The sequence below is a fragment of the Paenibacillus oryzae genome, from assembly GCF_001675045.1.
Classification (GTDB): Bacteria; Bacillota; Bacilli; order Paenibacillales; family Paenibacillaceae; genus Pristimantibacillus; species Pristimantibacillus oryzae.
Map to the genome: position 1 here is coordinate 736 of NZ_LYPA01000044.1, position 20346 is coordinate 21081.

Annotated in this window: 20 protein-coding genes and 1 tRNA gene; 19 read left to right on the plus strand and 2 right to left on the minus strand. The window is 44.5% G+C overall.

Going from position 1 to position 20346, the window contains the following annotated elements:
• Nucleotides 1-267 precede the first annotated feature (267 nt).
• Nucleotides 268-1962: a methyl-accepting chemotaxis protein gene (locus A7K91_RS07690; protein WP_068681342.1), complete on the minus strand. Its 1695-nt coding sequence runs from the start codon at nt 1960-1962 to the stop codon at nt 268-270.
• Nucleotides 1963-2232: 270 nt separating this feature from the next.
• Between A7K91_RS07690 and A7K91_RS07695 the strand changes: the two genes are divergently transcribed.
• From A7K91_RS07695 to A7K91_RS26365, 10 genes are all read left to right on the plus strand, one after another.
• Entirely contained in the window at nt 2233-3450 is a 1218-nt protein-coding gene (locus tag A7K91_RS07695; protein ID WP_068681345.1) for a GNAT family N-acetyltransferase, read from the plus strand.
• A gap of 144 nt (nt 3451-3594) precedes the next feature.
• A complete protein-coding gene (gene guaB, locus A7K91_RS07700) occupies nt 3595-5052 on the plus strand; it encodes an IMP dehydrogenase (RefSeq protein WP_068681347.1) in 1458 nt (485 codons plus the stop codon).
• Nucleotides 5053-5252: 200 nt separating this feature from the next.
• Nucleotides 5253-6569, plus strand: a complete 1317-nt coding sequence (locus A7K91_RS07705) for a D-alanyl-D-alanine carboxypeptidase family protein (RefSeq protein WP_068681349.1) — start codon at nt 5253-5255, stop codon at nt 6567-6569.
• Nucleotides 6570-6689: 120 nt separating this feature from the next.
• Nucleotides 6690-7571 (plus strand): pyridoxal 5'-phosphate synthase lyase subunit PdxS, encoded by an 882-nt coding sequence (gene pdxS / locus A7K91_RS07710; protein ID WP_068681351.1) that lies wholly within the window; start codon nt 6690-6692, stop codon nt 7569-7571.
• A gap of 109 nt (nt 7572-7680) precedes the next feature.
• On the plus strand, nt 7681-8265 hold the full coding sequence (gene pdxT / locus A7K91_RS07715) for a pyridoxal 5'-phosphate synthase glutaminase subunit PdxT (RefSeq protein ID WP_068681411.1): 585 nt from the start codon (nt 7681-7683) through the stop codon (nt 8263-8265).
• A gap of 68 nt (nt 8266-8333) precedes the next feature.
• The gene (serS, locus tag A7K91_RS07720) at nt 8334-9614 is read left to right on the plus strand and encodes a serine--tRNA ligase (RefSeq protein ID WP_068681353.1); all 1281 of its coding nucleotides are present in this window, start codon (nt 8334-8336) and stop codon (nt 9612-9614) included.
• 129 nt (nt 9615-9743) lie between these two features.
• Nucleotides 9744-9832: transfer RNA gene (locus tag A7K91_RS07725), tRNA-Ser, on the plus strand.
• Between the two features lie 135 nt (nt 9833-9967).
• Complete coding sequence (locus A7K91_RS07730; protein ID WP_068681355.1) at nt 9968-11023, plus strand: tyrosine-type recombinase/integrase; 1056 nt, start codon at nt 9968-9970, stop codon at nt 11021-11023.
• Nucleotides 11023-11238 carry a hypothetical protein gene (locus A7K91_RS07735; RefSeq protein ID WP_068681357.1) on the plus strand — a complete coding sequence of 72 codons (216 nt, stop codon included), beginning with the start codon at nt 11023-11025 and terminating at the stop codon, nt 11236-11238. The genes A7K91_RS07730 and A7K91_RS07735 overlap by 1 nt, the downstream gene beginning before the upstream one ends.
• Nucleotides 11235-11381 (plus strand): hypothetical protein, encoded by a 147-nt coding sequence (locus A7K91_RS26365; protein ID WP_156739403.1) that lies wholly within the window; start codon nt 11235-11237, stop codon nt 11379-11381. Before A7K91_RS07735 ends, A7K91_RS26365 begins: the two co-directional genes overlap by 4 nt.
• A gap of 191 nt (nt 11382-11572) precedes the next feature.
• Here A7K91_RS26365 and A7K91_RS07740 read toward each other — a convergent pair whose 3' ends face one another.
• Nucleotides 11573-11917: a helix-turn-helix domain-containing protein gene (locus A7K91_RS07740; RefSeq protein ID WP_068681359.1), complete on the minus strand. Its 345-nt coding sequence runs from the start codon at nt 11915-11917 to the stop codon at nt 11573-11575.
• Nucleotides 11918-12111: 194 nt separating this feature from the next.
• Here A7K91_RS07740 and A7K91_RS07745 point away from each other — a divergent pair, with 194 nt between their 5' ends.
• The 9 genes from A7K91_RS07745 (at nt 12112) to A7K91_RS07785 (ending at nt 20333) form a co-directional block, all read left to right on the plus strand.
• A complete protein-coding gene (locus A7K91_RS07745; RefSeq protein ID WP_068681361.1) occupies nt 12112-12525 on the plus strand; it encodes a hypothetical protein in 414 nt (137 codons plus the stop codon).
• A 165-nt stretch (nt 12526-12690) separates the two neighbouring features.
• Entirely contained in the window at nt 12691-13020 is a 330-nt protein-coding gene (locus A7K91_RS07750) for a hypothetical protein (RefSeq protein ID WP_068681362.1), read from the plus strand.
• Nucleotides 13021-13333: 313 nt separating this feature from the next.
• The gene (locus tag A7K91_RS07755; RefSeq protein ID WP_068681364.1) at nt 13334-13693 is read left to right on the plus strand and encodes a hypothetical protein; all 360 of its coding nucleotides are present in this window, start codon (nt 13334-13336) and stop codon (nt 13691-13693) included.
• Nucleotides 13690-13887 carry a hypothetical protein gene (locus A7K91_RS07760; protein ID WP_068681366.1) on the plus strand — a complete coding sequence of 66 codons (198 nt, stop codon included), beginning with the start codon at nt 13690-13692 and terminating at the stop codon, nt 13885-13887. Before A7K91_RS07755 ends, A7K91_RS07760 begins: the two co-directional genes overlap by 4 nt.
• A 190-nt stretch (nt 13888-14077) precedes the next feature.
• Nucleotides 14078-14962, plus strand: a complete 885-nt coding sequence (locus tag A7K91_RS07765) for a helix-turn-helix domain-containing protein (protein WP_068681368.1) — start codon at nt 14078-14080, stop codon at nt 14960-14962.
• Nucleotides 14963-15863: 901 nt separating this feature from the next.
• Complete coding sequence (locus A7K91_RS07770; RefSeq protein ID WP_068681370.1) at nt 15864-16100, plus strand: hypothetical protein; 237 nt, start codon at nt 15864-15866, stop codon at nt 16098-16100.
• A gap of 117 nt (nt 16101-16217) precedes the next feature.
• Nucleotides 16218-17489 (plus strand): hypothetical protein, encoded by a 1272-nt coding sequence (locus A7K91_RS07775; protein WP_156739406.1) that lies wholly within the window; start codon nt 16218-16220, stop codon nt 17487-17489.
• Between the two features lie 867 nt (nt 17490-18356).
• Nucleotides 18357-19559, plus strand: coding sequence for a hypothetical protein (locus tag A7K91_RS07780; RefSeq protein ID WP_068681374.1), 1203 nt, complete (start codon nt 18357-18359; stop codon nt 19557-19559).
• Between the two features lie 426 nt (nt 19560-19985).
• On the plus strand, nt 19986-20333 hold the full coding sequence (locus tag A7K91_RS07785) for a hypothetical protein (protein WP_068681376.1): 348 nt from the start codon (nt 19986-19988) through the stop codon (nt 20331-20333).
• Nucleotides 20334-20346 lie beyond the last annotated feature (13 nt).

Below are 20346 nucleotides of genomic sequence, written 5' to 3' on the forward strand. Positions count from 1 at the left end.
TCCCGGTGCGGAATGGCCATCGCCAAGCACAAACAGCCTACCGTACGTATGAGACGGTAGGCTGTTTGTTGTTTTACGTCATGGGGCGTTCCAGAAAGCCTATAAAATGCAAGTTGCCTGCATTAGGCAGGCAACTTGTTGGAATGTTCGTTAAAACAAAAGTAACAAACTACATATTGAGTTCATATTGAGTTAAACATCAAATCGCTACCAGGTTACTCAACAAGTGGTGTGATTGATGGAGACATACTGGGTGCTGCAGAGCTGTTAGACGGTGAAGCGGCTAACTGTGGTTTGCAGCTGGTCAGCTATTTGAGACAAGGTTTGTGCCGCGGCTGATACTTCTTCCATGGAGGATAGCTGCTCCTGGGTGGACGCTGTAACTTGCTCTGTGCCGGCAGCAGTGTTTTCGGTTACGCCAGATATAACCTTCATGGCATGTGCCATCTGTTCAACTCCTGCAGTCATTTGCTGAATTGCAGAGGAAACCTCGACCGTATCGACTGCCACTGCGTTAACAGCTTCGCTTATGTGTTGGAAGGACTCGCCTGCGACATGAACGGTGTTTAGGCCCGCCTGTACTTCCTCTGAAACGTTATTCATTGACTCGGCAGCTTTATCTACGCCATTTGCTATGGAGCTGATTAAAGATGAGATTTGTTCTGCAGATTGGGCGGATTGCTGTGACAGTTTACGTACTTCCCCTGCTACAACCTCGAATCCGCGTCCATGTTCTCCGGCTCTTGCTGCTTCAATAGAAGCGTTCAAGGCGAGCAAATTGGTTTGTGTTGCGATATCGGTAATGGTTTCGATGATTTGACGGATTTCTTTGGAATGACCGCCTAACTCATCTACGATCAAGCTTAAGCCTTTAACCTTCGTTTGAATCGCATTCATTTGTTGTACGGCAGTTGTAATGGATTGGTTTCCGATATCCGCTTTTTGAGTGGCTTCATCGGCTTTGGTGGAAACGTTCTGTGTGCTTGCCGCAATTTGTTGGAAGCCCGCGGACATTTCGTTGGTTGTTTGCAGGCCATCCGTTACCAGCTGTACCTGAGTGTCGGAGCCCGATGCCAAATCTTGCATCGTTGTAGCGATCTGCTCTGTGACGCTTGTTGCTTGTCCGGCATTTGCATTTAACTCTTCTGCAGCTTCAGTTACTTGTTTCGAGCCTTCGTTGACTTGAATGATCATAGACTTCAGGTTGTTAGACATTAAATTAAATGTACTGGCTAGCTGGCCGATCTCATCATTGCTTTTCATTTGAATTTTATCTCCGGTTAAATCACCAGAGGCAATTTTTTGGGCGATGCGGGAAATCGATACAAGAGGAGTTGCAATCATTTTGCCCATTATTAAAGCAATGACGACCCCTAGTGCAATTGCTATAATGCCCAAAATAATGATTAGGCTTTCCATGCTTTTGATCGTGTTGTTGGATTCCTCAACGCCTGCTTCCATTTGTTGCGCCTGATACCAGATCATATTATCCAAAGCTTCCTCAAGCTCCATAATTTTCTGTCGATTTTCGGTTACGATAAGGTCTATCGCCCCCTGCTGATTATCGGCATTTTTGTAATCGACCAGCTTTAATACCAGACTGTGATATTCAGATTCCAGTTTTTCAGTTTGGTCAAGCATATCTTTCATATCAGTCGATTTAGAGGTTTGCCTTAATTGATTCATCATTTGAACAAACTGGTCATGTGTGCTGCGTATATTGTTGAACGAAGGTTCGTCGCCCATCAGAACATAACCTCGTGCTGCGATTTGCTGCGATTTTGCCGTTATGAGCATATCCTTGATATGTATAACCTTCTGGACGCGATCATCCAGTAGCTTCGTATATGTACGATCCAACGTAAATACTTGGTACAAGCCTAACAAGATGATCATAATAAGTAATGCAATCACTGCCGAAAATCCAGTAAAAAGCTTGGTGCGAATCGTCATGTTTCTCATAAGCTGCCTCCCGTTTTCCAAGTAAGATAATAGTTAGATAGATGAACGAATAGAGATAATCATAACATATGTAGTGCCTAAACACTATTTTGTGCATGTATATTTCGGCAATGCAGTTCTTAATGCCTGCTTTTTAGCAAAAAAAATGTTTTAAAGTCAGATTAAACGGTTTTTATATGATATAGTTTTGAATCAACAGGAACTGCATCGCGTGATGAGGTACAGCTAGAGATGTTAGGCTTCAGATAAAGCGAATGGGAGTTGGATTATATGGGTGTAGAGCTGCGTATTGGACGGTTGGAGCCAGCCGGTTTCGAGGAAAGTCTGGAGTTGTCCCAATTTGCATTTCAATATAAGTTGACCCCGGCCGAGCTGGAGGATATGAAAGTTCTTTATCAGGAAGAACCCGCAGATCGCTGGATTGTTTATGATGGAAAAAGCATAGCGGCAAAAGCCACCGTACTGGATTTGAAGTTTTATGTAGGCGGACGCGTCATTAAAGCCGGGGGAGTGGCCGGAGTCGCGACATGGCCAGAATATCGGAGACAAGGGCTGGTATCCCGTTTGCTGGTACATTCATTACAAGAGATGAAAGCCAAAGGGCAAGTGTTATCTATGCTGTCTCCTTTTGAAGTAGGTTTTTACCGAAAATTCGGCTGGGAGCTATATACCGACAAAAAGAAATATACGCTTACCGTTGCGCAGCTGCCGCCGCGCGTCCCCTATTCCGGAAAGATGGAACGGAGAAGCAGCCGCGACAGCCTTCATGATTTATATCATGCCGTTGCATCGCGTTATAATGGCAGCCTGGTCAGAACTCCGCTGTGGTGGAAGCATCATGCCAGGGGAGGCAATGAGGCGCAAGCTGCTGTATATGTTGACCAAGGCGGGCGGGATCGGGGGTATCTGCTGTATTCGGTAAAGGACAGGCAGCTTGTAGTCCATGAGCTGATGGCTCTGGACCATCAGGCCGAAATGGCGATATGGAGCTTCATCGGACAGCATGACTCCATGATTAAGGAAGTACGGATAGAAGTGCCGATAGATGATACTTTGCCTGACAGGCTGCCCGATCCCAGAATCACGCAGGAAATAGTGCCTTATTTTATGGCGCGGATCGTGGATGTGGAGTCCTTTTTGCGGCAATATCCGTTTGAGAGCGGTACTAGGCACGACCTGTTCAAGCTCTGTATTACGGATAAGTATGCGCCTTGGAATGAAGGCATATATGAGCTGGCTATAAACGCTAAAGGGGAAGTACAAGTTCAGAAGCTGAGTATACAGGGTGAAGATGGACGATTTCAAAAGGATACATTGGATGATTCTGTTATAAGCGCAGATATAGGAGCGCTTGTTATGCTTCTGCTAGGTTATCGCAGTGGTAAACAATTATCGGCTTCTGGCCTTATTTGCGGCAGCCCGGAGTCGATAAATCGCTTACAATGCCGTATACCCGAACAAACTACGTGGCTGCCTGATTTTTTCTAAGCAAATGAAGGGGCAAGCTTAGGTTGAAGGCAGGAAACAAGCGGCTTCCGGGGCTTTTAATCCTCCTTGACAGCCCCTACCCCCTCTGCTAATATTGCTAATAATATACGTGAGAGGCATCATAATTAAGGGAGGAAACAACTCGTGTGGGAAACGAAATTCGCTAAGGAAGGGCTAACATTCGACGATGTGTTGCTTGTTCCGCGCAAATCGGAAGTTCTGCCAAGAGAAGTAAGTGTTTCGACAAGGCTGAGCTCCAGCATCAAGCTGAACATTCCATTGATTAGCGCAGGCATGGACACCGTCACGGAGGCTGCCATGGCGATTGCAATAGCTCGTGAGGGCGGGATCGGCATTATTCATAAGAATATGTCTGTAGCTCAACAGGCTGAAGAGGTGGATCGGGTCAAACGGTCGGAAAGCGGAGTTATTACTAATCCATTCTCGCTTACAGCCAATCATCATGTTTACGACGCGGAAGAGCTGATGGGCAAATACCGGATCTCCGGCGTTCCGATTGTGGATGAAAACAAAAAGCTTGTTGGCATTTTGACAAATCGGGATTTGCGTTTCGTACACGATTATTCTATTAAAATTAGCGATGTGATGACCCGCGACAATCTGGTGACTGCGCCAGTCGGAACAACGCTGCAGGAGGCTGAAGGCATTCTCCAGCGCCACAAGATCGAAAAGCTGCCGCTTGTCGATGAGGAGAACACGCTTAAAGGCCTTATTACTATTAAAGACATCGAAAAAGCGATTCAATTCCCGAACGCGGCTAAGGATTCCCATGGACGTCTTCTCTGCGGCGCAGCTGTCGGTATTTCCAAAGATACAGCCGATCGCGCGGCTGCTTTGGTACAAGCCGGTATTGACGTGCTGGTAGTTGATTCCGCTCACGGCCACCATATTAATATTTTGGATGCGGTACGCAGTCTGCGTGCTTCTTATCCGGATCTAACAATTATTGCGGGCAACGTAGCGACTGGCGATGCCACTCGTGACCTGATTGAAGCCGGCGCCTCTGTCGTTAAGGTTGGCATTGGACCAGGCTCCATCTGTACAACGCGTGTTATTGCAGGTATCGGCGTTCCGCAAATTACAGCCATTTATGATTGCGCAACTGTTGCGCGTGAATACAATGTGCCTATCATTGCGGATGGCGGCATCAAGTATTCCGGCGATATTACGAAAGCAATCGCAGCAGGCGCAAGCGCGATTATGATCGGCAGCTTGTTCGCTGGTACAGCGGAAAGCCCGGGTGAAACGGAAATTTTCCAAGGCCGCAGCTTTAAGGTATATCGCGGCATGGGTTCGCTTGGAGCTATGAAGGAAGGCAGCAAGGACCGTTATTTCCAGGAAAACGAAAACAAGCTGGTGCCGGAAGGCATTGAAGGCCGTGTTCCTTACAAAGGACCTTTGGCAGACGCAGCTCATCAGTTGCTTGGCGGCTTGCGCTCCGGCATGGGTTATTGTGGAGCCAGCAGCCTGGATGAATTGCGTAACGACACACAATTTGTTCGTATTACAGGCGCGGGCTTGCGCGAAAGCCATCCGCATGACGTGCAAATTACAAAGGAAGCGCCAAACTACTCGCTGTAAAAGTTTGGTTTCAAAATGTACGGTTTCTAGTACCATGAGACATGCTTCGCAATCAGTGATCATATCCAGACAAAAGCCAAATCGGTACATGTCCCAATCGGGATGTGCCGGTTTGGTTTTTCCATTTTTTAAAGAGGTTTAACAGGGGTGCTTACCTATGTTACAATTATGAACGTATAATTTAATGCGGAAATGGGGAAATGATTGTGAAAGCAAAGGGAAGACCGTTTCGATTCTGGTCGCTAATGGCCGCTTGTCTAATGATTTGGACGGCCGTCTTGTCGCAGGGTGCATCAACCGCACTCGCAGTCGGATATAATAATCGGCCTAGCACGGAAAATGCTCTGGGCTTGCAGGTGAAAGCAGCGATATTGATCGAAGCGGACTCGGGGCAGGTTCTGTTCCAGGTTAATCCGGATGAGGCTCTTCCTCTTGCAAGCATGACAAAGCTGATGACGGAGTATATCGTTCTGAAGGAAATTTCGACAGGCCGGCTTAGCTGGGATGAGAAGATTACAGTAAGCGCGGATGCTGCTAATACGCTTCCGATCGAGTCACAGATATATCTTGCGGCTGGCGACATCCATACAGTGAAGGAGCTGTATACCGCTATGGCGGTAGGCTCGGCAAATGATGCCACCAAGCAGCTTGCGATTACGGTTGCCGGGAGTATCGACGGTTTTGTAGCCAAGATGAACGAAACAGCCAAGGAGCTTGGTTTAACAACGGCAGTGTTTCACAGTACGACTGGATTTGAAGTTACCGAAACTGAGGAGCTATCTGTCATGTCCGCAGGTGACATTGCCAAGCTTGCCCGTGTTATTTTGAAGGAGCATCCCGAATTTCTGGAGTTTTCTAGCATTTCCAAATATCAATTTAGAACACGGGACAAGTCCCCTATCGTCAACATCAACTCCATGCTTCAAACCCATACCGATGCAGCCTTTAAGCCGCTAACCTATCAAGGCGTGGATGGCATGAAGACTGGTTTTACCGAAAAGGCGGGTTACAACTTTGCGGGCACGGTCATGCGGAATGATTTGCGCTTTATTAGCGTGGTCATGGATACGGCAACAAAAAATACCCGTTTCTATGAAACGGCGAAGCTTTATGACTATGCTTACGGCGCTTTTGAGAAAAAAACGGCGCTTCCGCCTAAGACGGTTGTAGAAGGCCTTGAAACGGTAAAAATAAAAAAAGGCGTCAATAAGACGGTGCCTATTGTAACAGACAAAGACATTACGTTTATCGTCAAAAAAGACGCCGAGCCCAAAATCGAAATGACCGCAAGTCAGGTGATGCCGGAAGAGGAGCTTATCGCTCCGCTAGCTGCAGGCACCAAAGTGGGTACAGTTACTTATACGTATAGCGATGAGGCAACAGGTAAAGATTTATCTTATACCGTTAATCTGGTTACGGCGGAGAAAGCGGAAAAAGCGGGCTGGTTCAAGCTCTTTTTCAGGGCAATCGGCGACTTTTTTGCAGGCTTGTTCGACAGCATCGTAAATTTGTTCTAAATCCGAGTCCATAACATGGACATAAGGCTTGTCGATTATCCGCTGTTCCTGTAAAATCAATGGTTAGAGCAACTGCGGTAATTATATATTTTGATGGATAAAATAGGAGGCACGAAGCTAATGGAGACAGGTACATCGCGCGTTAAACGCGGTATGGCAGAAATGCAAAAAGGCGGCGTCATTATGGACGTCATGAATGCGGAGCAAGCTAAGGTTGCAGAAGCGGCAGGCGCAACGGCGGTTATGGCGCTAGAGCGGGTTCCATCCGACATTCGTGCGGCGGGCGGCGTTGCCCGCATGGCTGACCCTACAATCGTGGAAGAGGTTATGAAGGTTGTTTCCATCCCGGTTATGGCAAAGGCTCGTATCGGCCATTACGTAGAGGCTAAAGTGCTGGAATCCATGGGCGTTGACTACATCGACGAAAGCGAAGTTTTGACCCCTGCGGATGAAATTTTCCATATTAGCAAAAATGAATTCACCATTCCTTTCGTTTGCGGGGCCAAGGATCTGGGAGAGGCGCTTCGCCGTATTCAGGAAGGCGCGGCAATGCTTCGTACAAAAGGCGAGCCGGGAACGGGCAACATCGTAGAGGCTGTTCGCCACCTTCGCTTGATTAATGGTCAAATTCGCAAAATTCAAGGCTTGTCGAAGGACGAGCTTTACAATGAAGCCAAGCTGCTGGGTGTTCCTTACGACCTGCTGCTGGGCGTACACGAGACAGGCAAGCTGCCTGTCGTCAACTTTGCTGCTGGCGGCGTAGCAACGCCATCCGATGCAGCACTGATGATGCATTTGGGCGCTGACGGCGTATTCGTTGGCTCCGGTATTTTCAAATCGGACAGCCCTGAGAAATTCGCTCGTGCGATTGTAGAAGCAACCACTCATTACCAGGATTACAAGCTGATCGCTGAAGTGTCGAAAAACCTGGGCACACCGATGAAAGGCATCGAAATCTCCAAGCTGAACGCCGCTGAGCGTATGCAGGACCGCGGCATTTAGTCCACAGCAATTTATACGGATCAATTCCAAGCCGGTCTGTCCATTAGGGCGTGTATGCAAACATGCCCTTGGAGAGGCCGGCCTTTTAAAAAAGGATGGCGACATTATGTTGAAAATAGGAGTATTGGCGCTGCAAGGGGCAGTTTCGGAGCATATCCGCAGCCTGGAATCGGCGGGCGCTGAAGCCGTCGCCGTCAAGCGCACGGAGGAGCTGCAAGACCTTCATGGTCTTGTTATACCGGGGGGAGAAAGCACAACCATCGGCAAGCTGATGCGGAAATACGGCTTTATGGATGCGGTGCGCGATTTTGCTGCGCAAGGCAAGCCGGTTTTTGGAACCTGCGCGGGCCTTATTATTTTGGCAAGTGAAATTGAAGGCCAGGAGGAAGCTCATCTTGGCTTGATGAATATGACGGTTGCGCGCAATGCTTTTGGCCGTCAGCGGGAAAGCTTTGAAACGGATCTTGACGTTAAAGGCATAGACAATCCCATTCGTGCGGTCTTCATCCGCGCTCCCCTGATTAAATCGGTTGGAGCAGGCGTTGAGGTTTTGTCGACTTACAAGGGCGAAATCGTGACAGCGCGCCAAGGGCGTTTCCTGGCTGCCTCCTATCATCCGGAATTAACGGATGACTACCGTCTTCATGCTTATTTTCTGGAGATGGCGAAGGAAGCGGCAGCGTCGAAGGCTTAAAGGAAACGACAGGATGGGCCGTTCAGGCAGAGGAATGCCGGAGGCGATATGGAGAGGGGCTTACAAATATGTTGGATGTTAAATTGCTGCGCGCAGAATGGGAGAAGCTGGAGAAGGGGCTTGGCGACCGTGGCGTGTCCATGGAGCTGGTTGCCGATTTCCCAAGACTGGATGAAAAACGCCGCAGCTTGATTATGGAAACGGAGCAGCTCAAAAACCGGCGTAATACGGTTTCGCAAGAAGTGGCGAAGCTGAAAAAATCGGGCGGCGATGCGGAAGCTCTCATTTTGGAAATGAGAGAGGTTGGCGACCGGATCAAGGAAATCGACGATGAGCTTAGAGTTTTGGAGGAGCAAGTGAATGGTCTTTTGCTTGCTATTCCTAACCTGCCCCATGAAAGCGTGCCGGTAGGCGCATCCGAAGACGATAACGTGGAAGTGCGCCGCGTCGGGGAACCAACAGCCTTTGCCTTCGAGCCAAAAGCGCATTATGATGTGGCGGCGGAGCTGGGCCTGCTGGACTTTGAACGGGCTGCCAAGGTGACAGGCTCGCGTTTTGTATTTTATCGCGGCTTGGGCGCTCGTCTGGAGCGTGCTTTGATTAACTTTATGATGGATTTGCATAGCGATCGTCATGGCTATGACGAGGTGCTTCCGCCTTATATTATCAATCGCGACAGTCTGGTGGGAACGGGCCAGCTTCCGAAATTTTCGGAGGATTTGTTCAAGCTGGAGGGTTCGGACTATTTCCTGACGCCGACCGCAGAAGTGCCGGTAACTAATCTCTATCGCGATGAAATTCTGGATGCAGGGGAATTGCCTAAACGTTTTGTGGCGTACAGCGCTTGTTTCCGCTCCGAAGCGGGAGCTGCGGGCCGGGATACACGCGGCCTGATTCGTCAGCATCAATTCAATAAGGTTGAGCTGGTTAAAGTGACCAAGCCGGAGGAATCCTATGAAGAGCTGGAGAAAATGACAGCCGATGCTGAACGCGTGCTGCAGCTTCTGGGCTTGCCATATCGTGTTTTGGCTCTTTGTACGGGGGATATGGGCTTCTCCGCTGCCAAAACCTACGATCTTGAGGTTTGGCTGCCAAGCGCGGGTACATACCGTGAGATTTCCTCTTGTTCGAACTGCGAGGACTTTCAGGCTCGCCGCGCTGCACTTCGTTTCCGCCGGGAACCGAAGAGCAAACCGGAATTCGCGCATACGCTGAATGGCTCCGGACTTGCGGTAGGCCGTACGGTTGCCGCCATTCTGGAAAATTATCAGCAAGAGGATGGAACAGTGATTGTTCCTGAGGCGCTTCGTCCTTACATGGGCGGTCTTGAAGTTATCGCGCCGCGATAAGCCAAGCTGTGTTGCAGATTAATCACAAATCGCATCTTAAAATTAGCCACAGGTCGAGCTGGGAGCAAAAAGAAGTTGCACTTCAATTTTGACCTGTGGTACAATACCTTTTGTTACACTTATTATTGCGGAGAGGTACCGAAGCGGTCATAACGGGGCGGTCTTGAAAACCGTTAGGGTGCAAGCCCACAAGGGTTCGAATCCCTTCCTCTCCGCCAGTTTACTTAAAATGCTCATCGCGCAAGGGATTGCGGCGATATTGACTGAAACGCACTTGACTGTTGAACAGCGGTCTGGTGCGTTTTTTTGTGTTAGTGACCGTTAGAGGATAATCTAACGGGAGGTACGGAAATATGAGCGTAAGTACAGGCAAAACACCGCATAAACGCGGGCAAAGGAAAAATACATTGGATATACCACAGCGGTTTTTAGACCGTCTAACTCCTACGGTCTTGGAAACGCCGCGCTCTACGCAACAAAAAGTTGAAGAAGCCCCGAATGAGACGTTGACTCTAAACAAGCTGTTTAACCGTTATTACACCGCACGGCAAGCGGCGGGAGCGGCAGAACGCACCTTGGAAGACTACAGGAAACACATGAATTGGTTTCGCTGTTTCTTGGCATCAGAGTACAGCGGTCTAGATAACTTTGTACCTAATCGCGATGTAATTCGTTCGTGGATTTCACATATGTTGACGGTGCAGAAGTTAAAGCCCTCCACAATAAACATCAGATTGAGAACGGTTAAAGCCATGTTTAACTGGGCGATAACTGAGGGAATTATAAAGGAATCCCCGTTCGACAATGTAGAATTGCTGAGAGTCCCCGAAGAGGATTTTCAAGTGATTTCAAAAATACAGGAACGGAAGCTGTTTAATTGTTGTGAGCTTACGACTTTCACAGGATTGCGCGATGCGCTGTTAATGTCATTCCTGCTTGATACAGGTTTGCGTATTGGGGAATGTATGCGGATTTTTGCAGAAGAAGTTGATTTGCAGAACCGTTCGGCATCTGTTCGGGCAGAGTCGGCTAAAACCAGAAAAGCGCGATTGGTTTATTTCGGCTCAAGGACACAAGAATTATTGGTCATTTATCTGGCTTGGCATGAGCAAAACGGACAGGCTCCAAACCTGTTCCTCAACGAATACGGTCAGCCGTTGGACAAAAATTGGGCAACGAGATGTATCAGTTTCATAGGCAAGCGGGCAAAAATTGCTGGTGTTCGAATTAGCCCTCATACATTCCGACATACGTTTGCAACACGTTATATAAAAGCAACGGGCGACCCGTTTTCATTACGTCGATTGCTTGGGCATTCCTCCATGGAAATGGTCAATCGTTACGTTAATCAGGATGCCTCCGATGTTCGTGAGCAGTATGAAAAGTTCATGAGCAGGGGGAACGAATAATGGCAATGTCACGAAGCATATGGTTGGCTATGAAGGATGATATTGCCGCTGGAGAGCTTGTAAGTACCGCGAGATTGCATTGTAAGCTGGCGTTAGAGCATGGGAGAGCTACTACCTCTCTTGAAAGGCGCAGGGCTATTATTAAGGAAATTGAAGGTCTACGAGCGGCTAGAAATGCCTTGTTAGAACGGTTTGCGGAGCGGGAAAGCGTATGAACGCTGAACATGATTTTAACGTTCTAGCCGCCCGATATGAGCTTCTAGTGGAACAATTGGATAATCTGCATAGGCAGAATAAGACGTGTACAGATGCCGTTGATATGGTCATACAGGGCGTTATTGCCAATGAGGATTATTAACGATATTAAAGTCGTTGAATCGTTGTTAGGGGCGCTACAGGGCGTACAGGAGCGGGTAGTAATTGAGTTGGTGGGGGTTCGAATAGAGAAAGGATTATACGCTTTTAAAATGGCGCAAATGAAGCAGGAATCAGATTGATTTCGGTTTCTTCCCGCCGCTAAAAAAATAGGAGCCTGTTCATTAGGCTCCTTTACTTTCTTCTAAAACCAAGCAGTAGGTCAACCATTTGGTTCACTGATTGTAGCTCCTGCGGGGGCAGGTTATGTATTTTTCCAATAATTGATGAAATCGTTTCTGCTTCTTTCGTTTTCTTTCCCGCTTGAGTATTTGCGAATAATTCCTCTAAGGTTATGCCAAGCGCATCAGTAATGCGAACGAGGCTTTCTATAGTTGGCGATTTTTCAGCACGTTCAACATCGGAGATGAACGAAGTCGAAAATGAAGCTCTGTGAGCTAATTCCTCTTGCGTCATATTTTTGCGTCTTCTATAGGTTCGTAATCGTTCTCCTAATACCTTTGAAATTGCATCACTCATAATTCATCAAGCCTCCTACAACTAAAACGGTAGTTGAAGAAGACAGGCAATCCAATCGTCAATCGAGGAAGTTTTAAACAAAGTATAGCCTATAGACTATAATCGTGTTATTATTTCCCCGAGGCCCAAAATAGGAAATGTATGTATGGAACATAAAGGGGACTTTATCAACTACATATGGAGGATGAAAACGAATGCGTAAGTCAGTTGTGGTATTAATTACAGTCATAATGATGTTAGCAGGATGCAGTGGAGGAAACCAAGAGGAATACATTACTGAAATAAAAAGCGTTAATGAGGGGGTATTAAAAGCAATTGATTTGACAGAAAGAGCATTACGTAATTTAGATGATAAGAATGAATTTGAGTCAGTTATGAAAGGGATTTGTACCCTCATGCAAAAACAAGTTGATAAAGTTGAGTCACTTACTCCTCCTAAGAAATTCAAAAGCGAACATGAGCATTATATTGCATTTACTTTACGAATGTATGATTCAAGCGTTGCTTTATTAAAAGGGGATAATGATGTATATGAACAGTCATTATTAAAAGCAGAGCAGGAATATAAGTTAGCCAATAAGTTGACTAGTAAATTTGACGAAAATTGAGCTACAGAGCTAATAGCTAGTGAGCTTAGATTGCTATAGATACAATCGAGATTTACGAACACTTTGAATATTTTAATGACCCTGGGGAGTATCGGGGGGAGATAGCAGGGAGGTTAGCACTTCATTGGCTGAACGCTATAATATTCAATTATGGAGGTAGCAAGAATGAGGAAACGTAATATCGTTTTGGGATTAATTATTTCCACGCTCCTTTTAGTATTGGCTGGGTGCGGAACTGCCAATGAAATAGAATCGGTAAAGGAAACCGTAACGAGTAATATCATGAGGAAGTACGACGATGCGTCAAACATAATCTTCTCCAAAACAGACGTTTCAAGGATGAGGGAAACCGTATCAACGCCATCAGGTCAATATGCAGAGGCAACAGGAACATTTGAAATCGCAAAAGGGAAAAAGCGCTTCTCTTATGTACTTGAAAAGTTCGGGAAAGAATGGGATATCCAAATATTCAAGACAGACATTAGCGATTATTGAGCATAAGCAGTTATATAGGTACATTACGGCTCTCCATTAACAGTGGAGGGCTTTTTATTTGCTGTTTTTAGCTCTATTTTGCGCCGCCAGAATTTTTATGTGAAATGTGCAGACTTTTCGAAAGCAATTCTTAAATATATATATGTCTGGCTTGATAGAAGTCTGGAATTGTCGAACGCATGAAATCTGCCAGTCGCAGAAGATTATGTAGTGTATACGGGAATAGGTTGTCATCACCTTCTGCCCCGTATTCCTCCAGAGGGGATATCTACTTCTATCCCCTCATCAAACCAATGCGAAAGGGATTGAAAATATGGAAATGGTTGAGGCAAGAAAAGTCATCTCATTCGGCGGTTTAATGGCGTACAAAGCCAAAAAGCGCGGAATATTCAATAACGCAGTAGATTATTATCTCGACATTGAATCGCTATCCATGGCTCTAGGGATGCCCTATAAGAACTTTAAGGAATCGCTTGAGATGGTCGCAAAGGCTTCACTTGTGGCGGTATATGTAGCAAATGGCAGTCGAAAGCTGGCTATCCGAGTAAAGGATATGAACTTGGTCTGTTCCTGCTTTGCCGAGCGAATTGATGCCCATTTACTAAGCGTAATCAAGAGCAAAGTAAAAAGGTTACAAGAAGAAATCGAATTAGAAAGGGGGAATAGAAGATGAATGATTTCCCAAAAACGCCATTATCGCTGAGAGTAGAAGATTATGTATTCCGCTTTATTAAAATTCATTCTATGCATGAAGGATTGACAATGGCAGAGTTCTTGACTTGCTTAGTTGATGAAGAGCTAGAGCGTAATCCGGACCTGGCAAAACAATACGAAGCTTATATCTATCAAAACCGTCGAGTGAAGTAACCATAGTGAGAATCAATATATAGCGGCTCTGATGAACAGGGGCGCTATATATACGCCGTTGGCTACATTGGCAAGGAAGATATATATTTTATCAGTCTTCCCGCCGCCGATTTTTTTAAGGACGGGGCAAAGTGAAGAAATACATAACGAGATAGAAATAATGAATGGAAATGAAGGGGAGAGCAAGTAAATGAGTACAGCGCGTGTGCTATTAGATGAAGCAGACAAAAGGTTAAAAAGAAGAAGAGCGAACAGAGTCATAGATGGGAATGGAGAAGAACGAACCGATTGCATAGTAATAACCCCCGAAATGCAGGAAGCGGCTAGGAGAAGAAAGGAGATAGAGACTTATAGGAACGGGTGGGACATTCATTTTACAATGGTGCATATGGAGGGGGCTAGGGATTTGCTAGCAAAGGAAATACTAAACACAAAGGAATTAGGATACTTTTTGATGCTTCAATCATATATTGACTATAAAAATATGCTGAAAATAAAGACATTCGCAAGACTACCTATGACAAAGAAGGAACTAGCAGAGGTGCTAGGGATAAGAGATAAAAGGACATATTCAAAATTGCTTGATAAATTCATGGAACTAGGATTAATACATAGCAAAAAGATTACTCTATTTAAGCAAGAATATAATGCGTTTTATATCAATGAGAACTATTGTCTAAGAGGGAGTAGCCGAACGAACAAGTTAGTAAAGGTTTTCATTGAAGCAATACATGAACTTTACAGCCAGAAGGATATAAAGCCCGCTGATATTGGCTTTTTGTATCGTATACTGCCGTATATGCACTATGAAAGCAATCACCTTGTTAGGCATCCATACGAACAAGATTTCGCCTATGCAGAAGCACTATCTTTAAGGGATATTGTAGAAATCACTGGTATGGATGAAAGCAATGTTAAGGAGCATCTTAGAATCAAGTTGTCGGGAGTGCATGTCTTCGGTTCGTTCAAGGCGGGCAGAAACAGCGTGTACAAGGTTAATCCGTCATTATTCTATCGAGGTATTGCGCCGGAATTAGTAAAATCAGACTTTACTTTGACGAAGCAGAGCCGCTAATCCTAATACAATCGAGGGTTTTTTTTGCAGGAATAAGGTACAATCAAGGGGTTTTCTTGCATTTGAAAACCCGCCTTGAGCCTTAGAGCCGCAAGGGATTCCAGCGATATTGGAAATAGGTTTCTCTCTTATCTTAATTATGTGATTATGAATCCAATAAATAGCGTAAGCAACAAGTCATTAGACAAGCATCTTTCTCGACAAGAACCAGGGCCGACACAAGTCGAGAATAGATGATTAGCTCCCTGCTAAGGGATAAGAACTTGCATAGGCAAGGAAAAGCAGTAAGAAGAATACTTCTTTTTCTGCCGCGCTGGTTATTACCTTTGCTGATGTTACCGCTTGCCGCCCCGCTCCTACGGAAGCAATATAAATGGGGCAAATGGTAAAGTTTTGTGCAGTGGCAAGGGAAAATCTTTTATCTTTCCCGTTCGGGATATCCTTTCGCTGATAATGCACAGGAAGTGGAGATAATGAATCATAATCGTTCGGGCTATCGTTAGCGTCGAATATTAGATTATATGTTATAGATTGCTTAAACGAAAAGGGAACAGTTTACGAACACAAATTTTGAAGCGGGCAGGATTGATAAGTATCGGTTGAAGGATAACTGTTACTTGCCAATGCAAAAATAATAAAGGTTTAAAGATTGCCCCGTTCGGCGGGGCGACAAGCGATAGCGCGTCAGTAAAGATTCGTTCAACCTTACTTACTTGCCAATGCAAACAGAACGTAAGCTTGAACTCACTTCTAATCGGTTAATGAGCTCAACCGAAAGAAGTGAGTATACAAGATAGGAATATGGGAATGACATTGGCAAGTTACAGCTAATGAATCCGTATATCTACTTGCTTATGCAAATATAACGTTATACAAATCATAACGAGAAGGAGACAAGAACATGAAGTATTATAAAGCAATAGGTGCGATACCATCAGCAAAAATCATGAGCAGTAAGGAAATTGACCAACTGGTAGCGCAATCGCTAAGGAAGCCTGTAGCGCCCGCTAATATACCTGTTGATAATAAGCCTAAACCAGTAGCAAAACATAAAGGGATGTTTGAGCACTTGAAAGAAGAAGCTATAATTAGAAACGATGCGGAGAAAACAGCAAGACTATTTACCCATTTGAGCTAAACAATCAATGAAATCTAGTAATAACGACATATTGACTCATTAAATATCAATGGCGAGAGCCATACATTCGTGTTAATATATGGATACGATGATTTTATTGAGAAGGGGTTATGCTTAGTGAGACAAGCTAAAAAGGTAATCATATATTTATTGGGCTTTATACTACTATTGCTTCCAGTACTAACTGTATTACCTTCCGAAGCATCTGCTAGTTGCCACTGGGTAAAGGGGCATACTCGCAATGGTAAGTATGTAAGTGGATACTGGAGAGGTTGCGGCGGCAGTAGTAGTGGGGGAAGCAGTGGTAGTACCTCAACAACACCCACTAGCCCTTCCAGTCCTTCCAATCCTTCCAGTTCATCAAGTTCATCAAGTGATACTACATACGGTGCAACAAATATTGTAAATCTATACAAAGGAAAGAAATATGTAGGAACAGCAGATGCCAGTAAACTTGTTTTTGTAAAAGGATATTATACAGCAGACGGCACCTATGTAAGACCCCATTTTCGTACACATGCTAATGATTATGTGAAAGACAACTTTAGCTATCAAAATATATCAACGCTTCTGCCGAAAGCAAAATATCCTAGCTATAAGTATGATAGCAATCAGAATGTGGCTACTATTGAGAAGTACTTGCTATATAACAATGTTGATTATAATTTAAACACAAACCAACTATCAACTGTTAAAGAGTACGCGAAGTTGTTGTACCAATCGGGTGATAGCTCCATTGCTAAGGATAAAGCCGTACAAGTAGGTACGGAATTGTATCAAGGAATCCTAAGTGATAAAAAAATGGCTTCTTTACAGGTTAAATTTGACGTGTCAGGTGAGATGTCGCTGGAGGATTACTTACTCCAAGTCGTTAACAGTTCTGCGTACATGTCAAGAGTAACTGTTCTAGATGTGATTATCCCTGTTTATGCGCAATATCTAAGAGAGGCCCAAGCTGACCCAACGAAAGTTAATGATGCAAAAACTGCGGGAATCAACTTTTATTCAATTGCAGGTGGTTATGGTATAGATATTGCTAATCAAGTTGAAATGGACATGCTACAAAGCTTTCAAAAAACAGACGAACGAAGAATTTACTCGGTTAATAGTTTAAACCTTGATGAGGTAGGCAATTCCAAATACGATTTCATTGAAACGTACTTAACCGCTATTGGACAAGTTTATAATATCACGTTCGACCCTATAGATATTATTGGGTACAAAATTGATTTATACTTTATCAATAAGTATGTAACGTATTCTAGCCTAGAATTTGCATTACAGAATGGGAAAAAGCTATATGAAAAATATGGATTATCGTCCGACATGGCTATTAAGCAAGCAGAGAATGATGTACGTGTATTTTTAGGAAAACTATCTGGGATTTGATGTGATTGGGGATGTTCCGTAAGTCGTAAAGACTGGAACATTCCCCTTTTTATTTGAATAAACATATTCTTGCCACTGCCAATTCATTAGAAAATTATTGAAAGCTGAGGCGATATTTTTTAGGGACCCGACTTTAATTAGGCACGGGCAGAGGAATGCTTCAGTTTTTAGGCCCCCATACCTTGAGGGCGACTTGTTATGTAAGTGAACCAGCGACAGGCAAATTGGAATGGGTTTGATACTTTTGCTTTGAATTACCCCTACGGTCCCGACTTAGTCTAACGTACATTATGTGAAGCATAAGCAGGAGAGTAAGGAAGCAATAGAAAACAGGGAAGAGAATTTCAAGATGAAGGCTTCAAACTGAATCATGAAGCGGGGAAGGACGATATGCTGTAAGCTATGCTGTTTTTTTGTAGGGCGAGTTTGCCTCTGTAACGGTCATGAAGCAGAAGAATCAGACCGATGTAGTTATTCAATAGAAAAGTGTCATAAGGCCAGTCATAATAAGGGATAGCGGTTTTTTTTAATCAGAGGCGGTCTTGGAAAATGCTACGCTCCACGAAACAAGAAGCTGAGAAAGCTCCACAAGAGGCATTAGCGCTATCGGCTATAATGCAAAAAAGGGAAAGTGAACAGTTTAAAGCAAAACGTTATAAGATATGAACAAATCATCAGGGAACTACAGCTTTAATCGGCGAGGCGGTTGAAAAAAATATAGAGCCGCCGATTTGATTAGCGGTGTTTTTGTGTGGGCTGAACCCTTAGCTTAGTAATACTTACGCCCTTTTCTTGGGAATTACTTTCATAGATAATAAACGTAGAGTCGAGTATGAATAGCCCAATAAGGGAGCGGGAGGACTAAAAATGAGCTTTGACTTCACTAAATATAAAGAAATCAAGAATCTAATTCCGCTAGAATTGCCTGACAAAAAAGCCTATTATACAGACCTTGTAAATTTGGAGGACAGTTGGACAGGCAGGATGGATGCACAATTAGCCAATACATTCATTCAAGAAGCTGTTCAGCTAATTATTAATGCAATTGTTGTATTCGAGCAGGGTTATCTAGATTGCGCTTACTATTCACTCAGACAGTCAATAGAAGTATCCACGACTATGGTATACCTGACAGAGCTTGAACCGGATATGAAAACAGAAGAGCTTCAAAAATGGAGGACTAAAAGCAAGTTTCCGATGTATGGCCAAATGATAAAGTTTTTAGACAAGAACGGCAATGCATTCTCTGATATCCGGGAAAAGATGAAGAATTATTTTGATGAACTCCAAAAAGTAAAAGAAAGCATGAATAAATATGTACATAAGCAAGGGTTTGATACATTTTATGTAGCAAGAAGGCACTCAGCTAAAGTTGATACAAGTGCTCTCACAAAGGACTTTGAGGATTGTCTCATTAGTTGTATCGGCGCAATCGCCGTATTCAGGCTTGCAATAGACCCGCTCCCAGTATTGTTGATGGATTCTGAAATTTACTCAAGGACGGGGGATTTGTTAACGGAGTCCTATTCGGATGATTTTGTTTATAAATATGTTGGTCAGAAGGCCATTGAAGCCTATAAGCAAACGGAAATATACCACAGTTTTCATGAATATTTTATGAACAAGGAACAAATGAAGCCTTGCGTACTTGATGTTACTAAGTTTCAGCACATAGACAATGAAAGGATTAACGAGATTCTTAATCAAGCTCATTTATTGACAAGAACAGATTATCTTGCAGTTGTAACAGTAGGTTTGTCTAAAAAGATAGCGTCGTTATATTTTTCAGGTGGGTGGCCATTCTATACAACCAATACAAAGTCAGTTCGCTATTTAGACGGTTTTGATAGCGACACCTTTAAAAAAATTAAAGAATCAGAAAATCACATGAATAATCGGTACGACGAAGCTTATTTGTCTTATTTGAACCTCGATTCCGAAGAACTGTATTTGGAGCATAACGAGCAGTTTGAACCGGATGAGTTCATCCATTTGAAGGCCTTTGTTATAGCTTTAGTGCTGATAATAAATCAAAGTAATTCTAATAACGAAAGAGATGAAGTGAATTGACAGTTGTCTTCTGATAAGTTACCGTTCTTAGCTTAGTATGTGTACTACAAATTCACGGACTTTTTTATCATTAATAAAGTGGTTTCTATATAGGTTGACTACGCCTTCTGAAAATAATAAGATGGAGCTATCCAACGGTCATGTACCGAAATGAATGTATCAACTGAGACCGCTGTAGCGGTTCAACCAGAAAGTGCCACAAAGCCAGTCATTACAAGGGGCGGCGGGAATTTATAACGAGGGGCGGTCTTGAAAACCGTTAGGGTGCAAGCCCACAAGGGTTCGAATCCCTTCCTCTCCGCCAGCATATCGACCTTAACAGCCGTTTGGACGAATAATCGTTCAAGCGGCTTTTTTGCATACTCACTAATCCGAATAAAAAAAGTGCCGTAATGACATCTTAAACATGTGGAGGTGTCAAGGACAATGGCAAAAGCAGATGAGCTTGCAATAGATCAGGATCGGCTTGCAGCGGCCTGGAGGGAGCGGCTTCCCCACGTGCTCAATAAGTCCGAACGCTGCGAAGTGAACAAGGATGAAGGCGATCCTAAAGCATTACGGATTACGATACAGGTTCCAGGCCATCAGATGTACGAGCTTGATTACAAGGTGGCATATGTGGATAGCCGCGAAGTTCGTGTCGAGCTGGTGGATGTGGAAAAGGATAATGTGTCAGTTGACGAGCGCGGCGATATTATACAGCAGCTTGTCCATGATTACCAGCGCCATCTGCATGAGTGCGCCCAGGCGCTGCATAGCTTAACCCATTCCTGAGGAGGCAATCGCG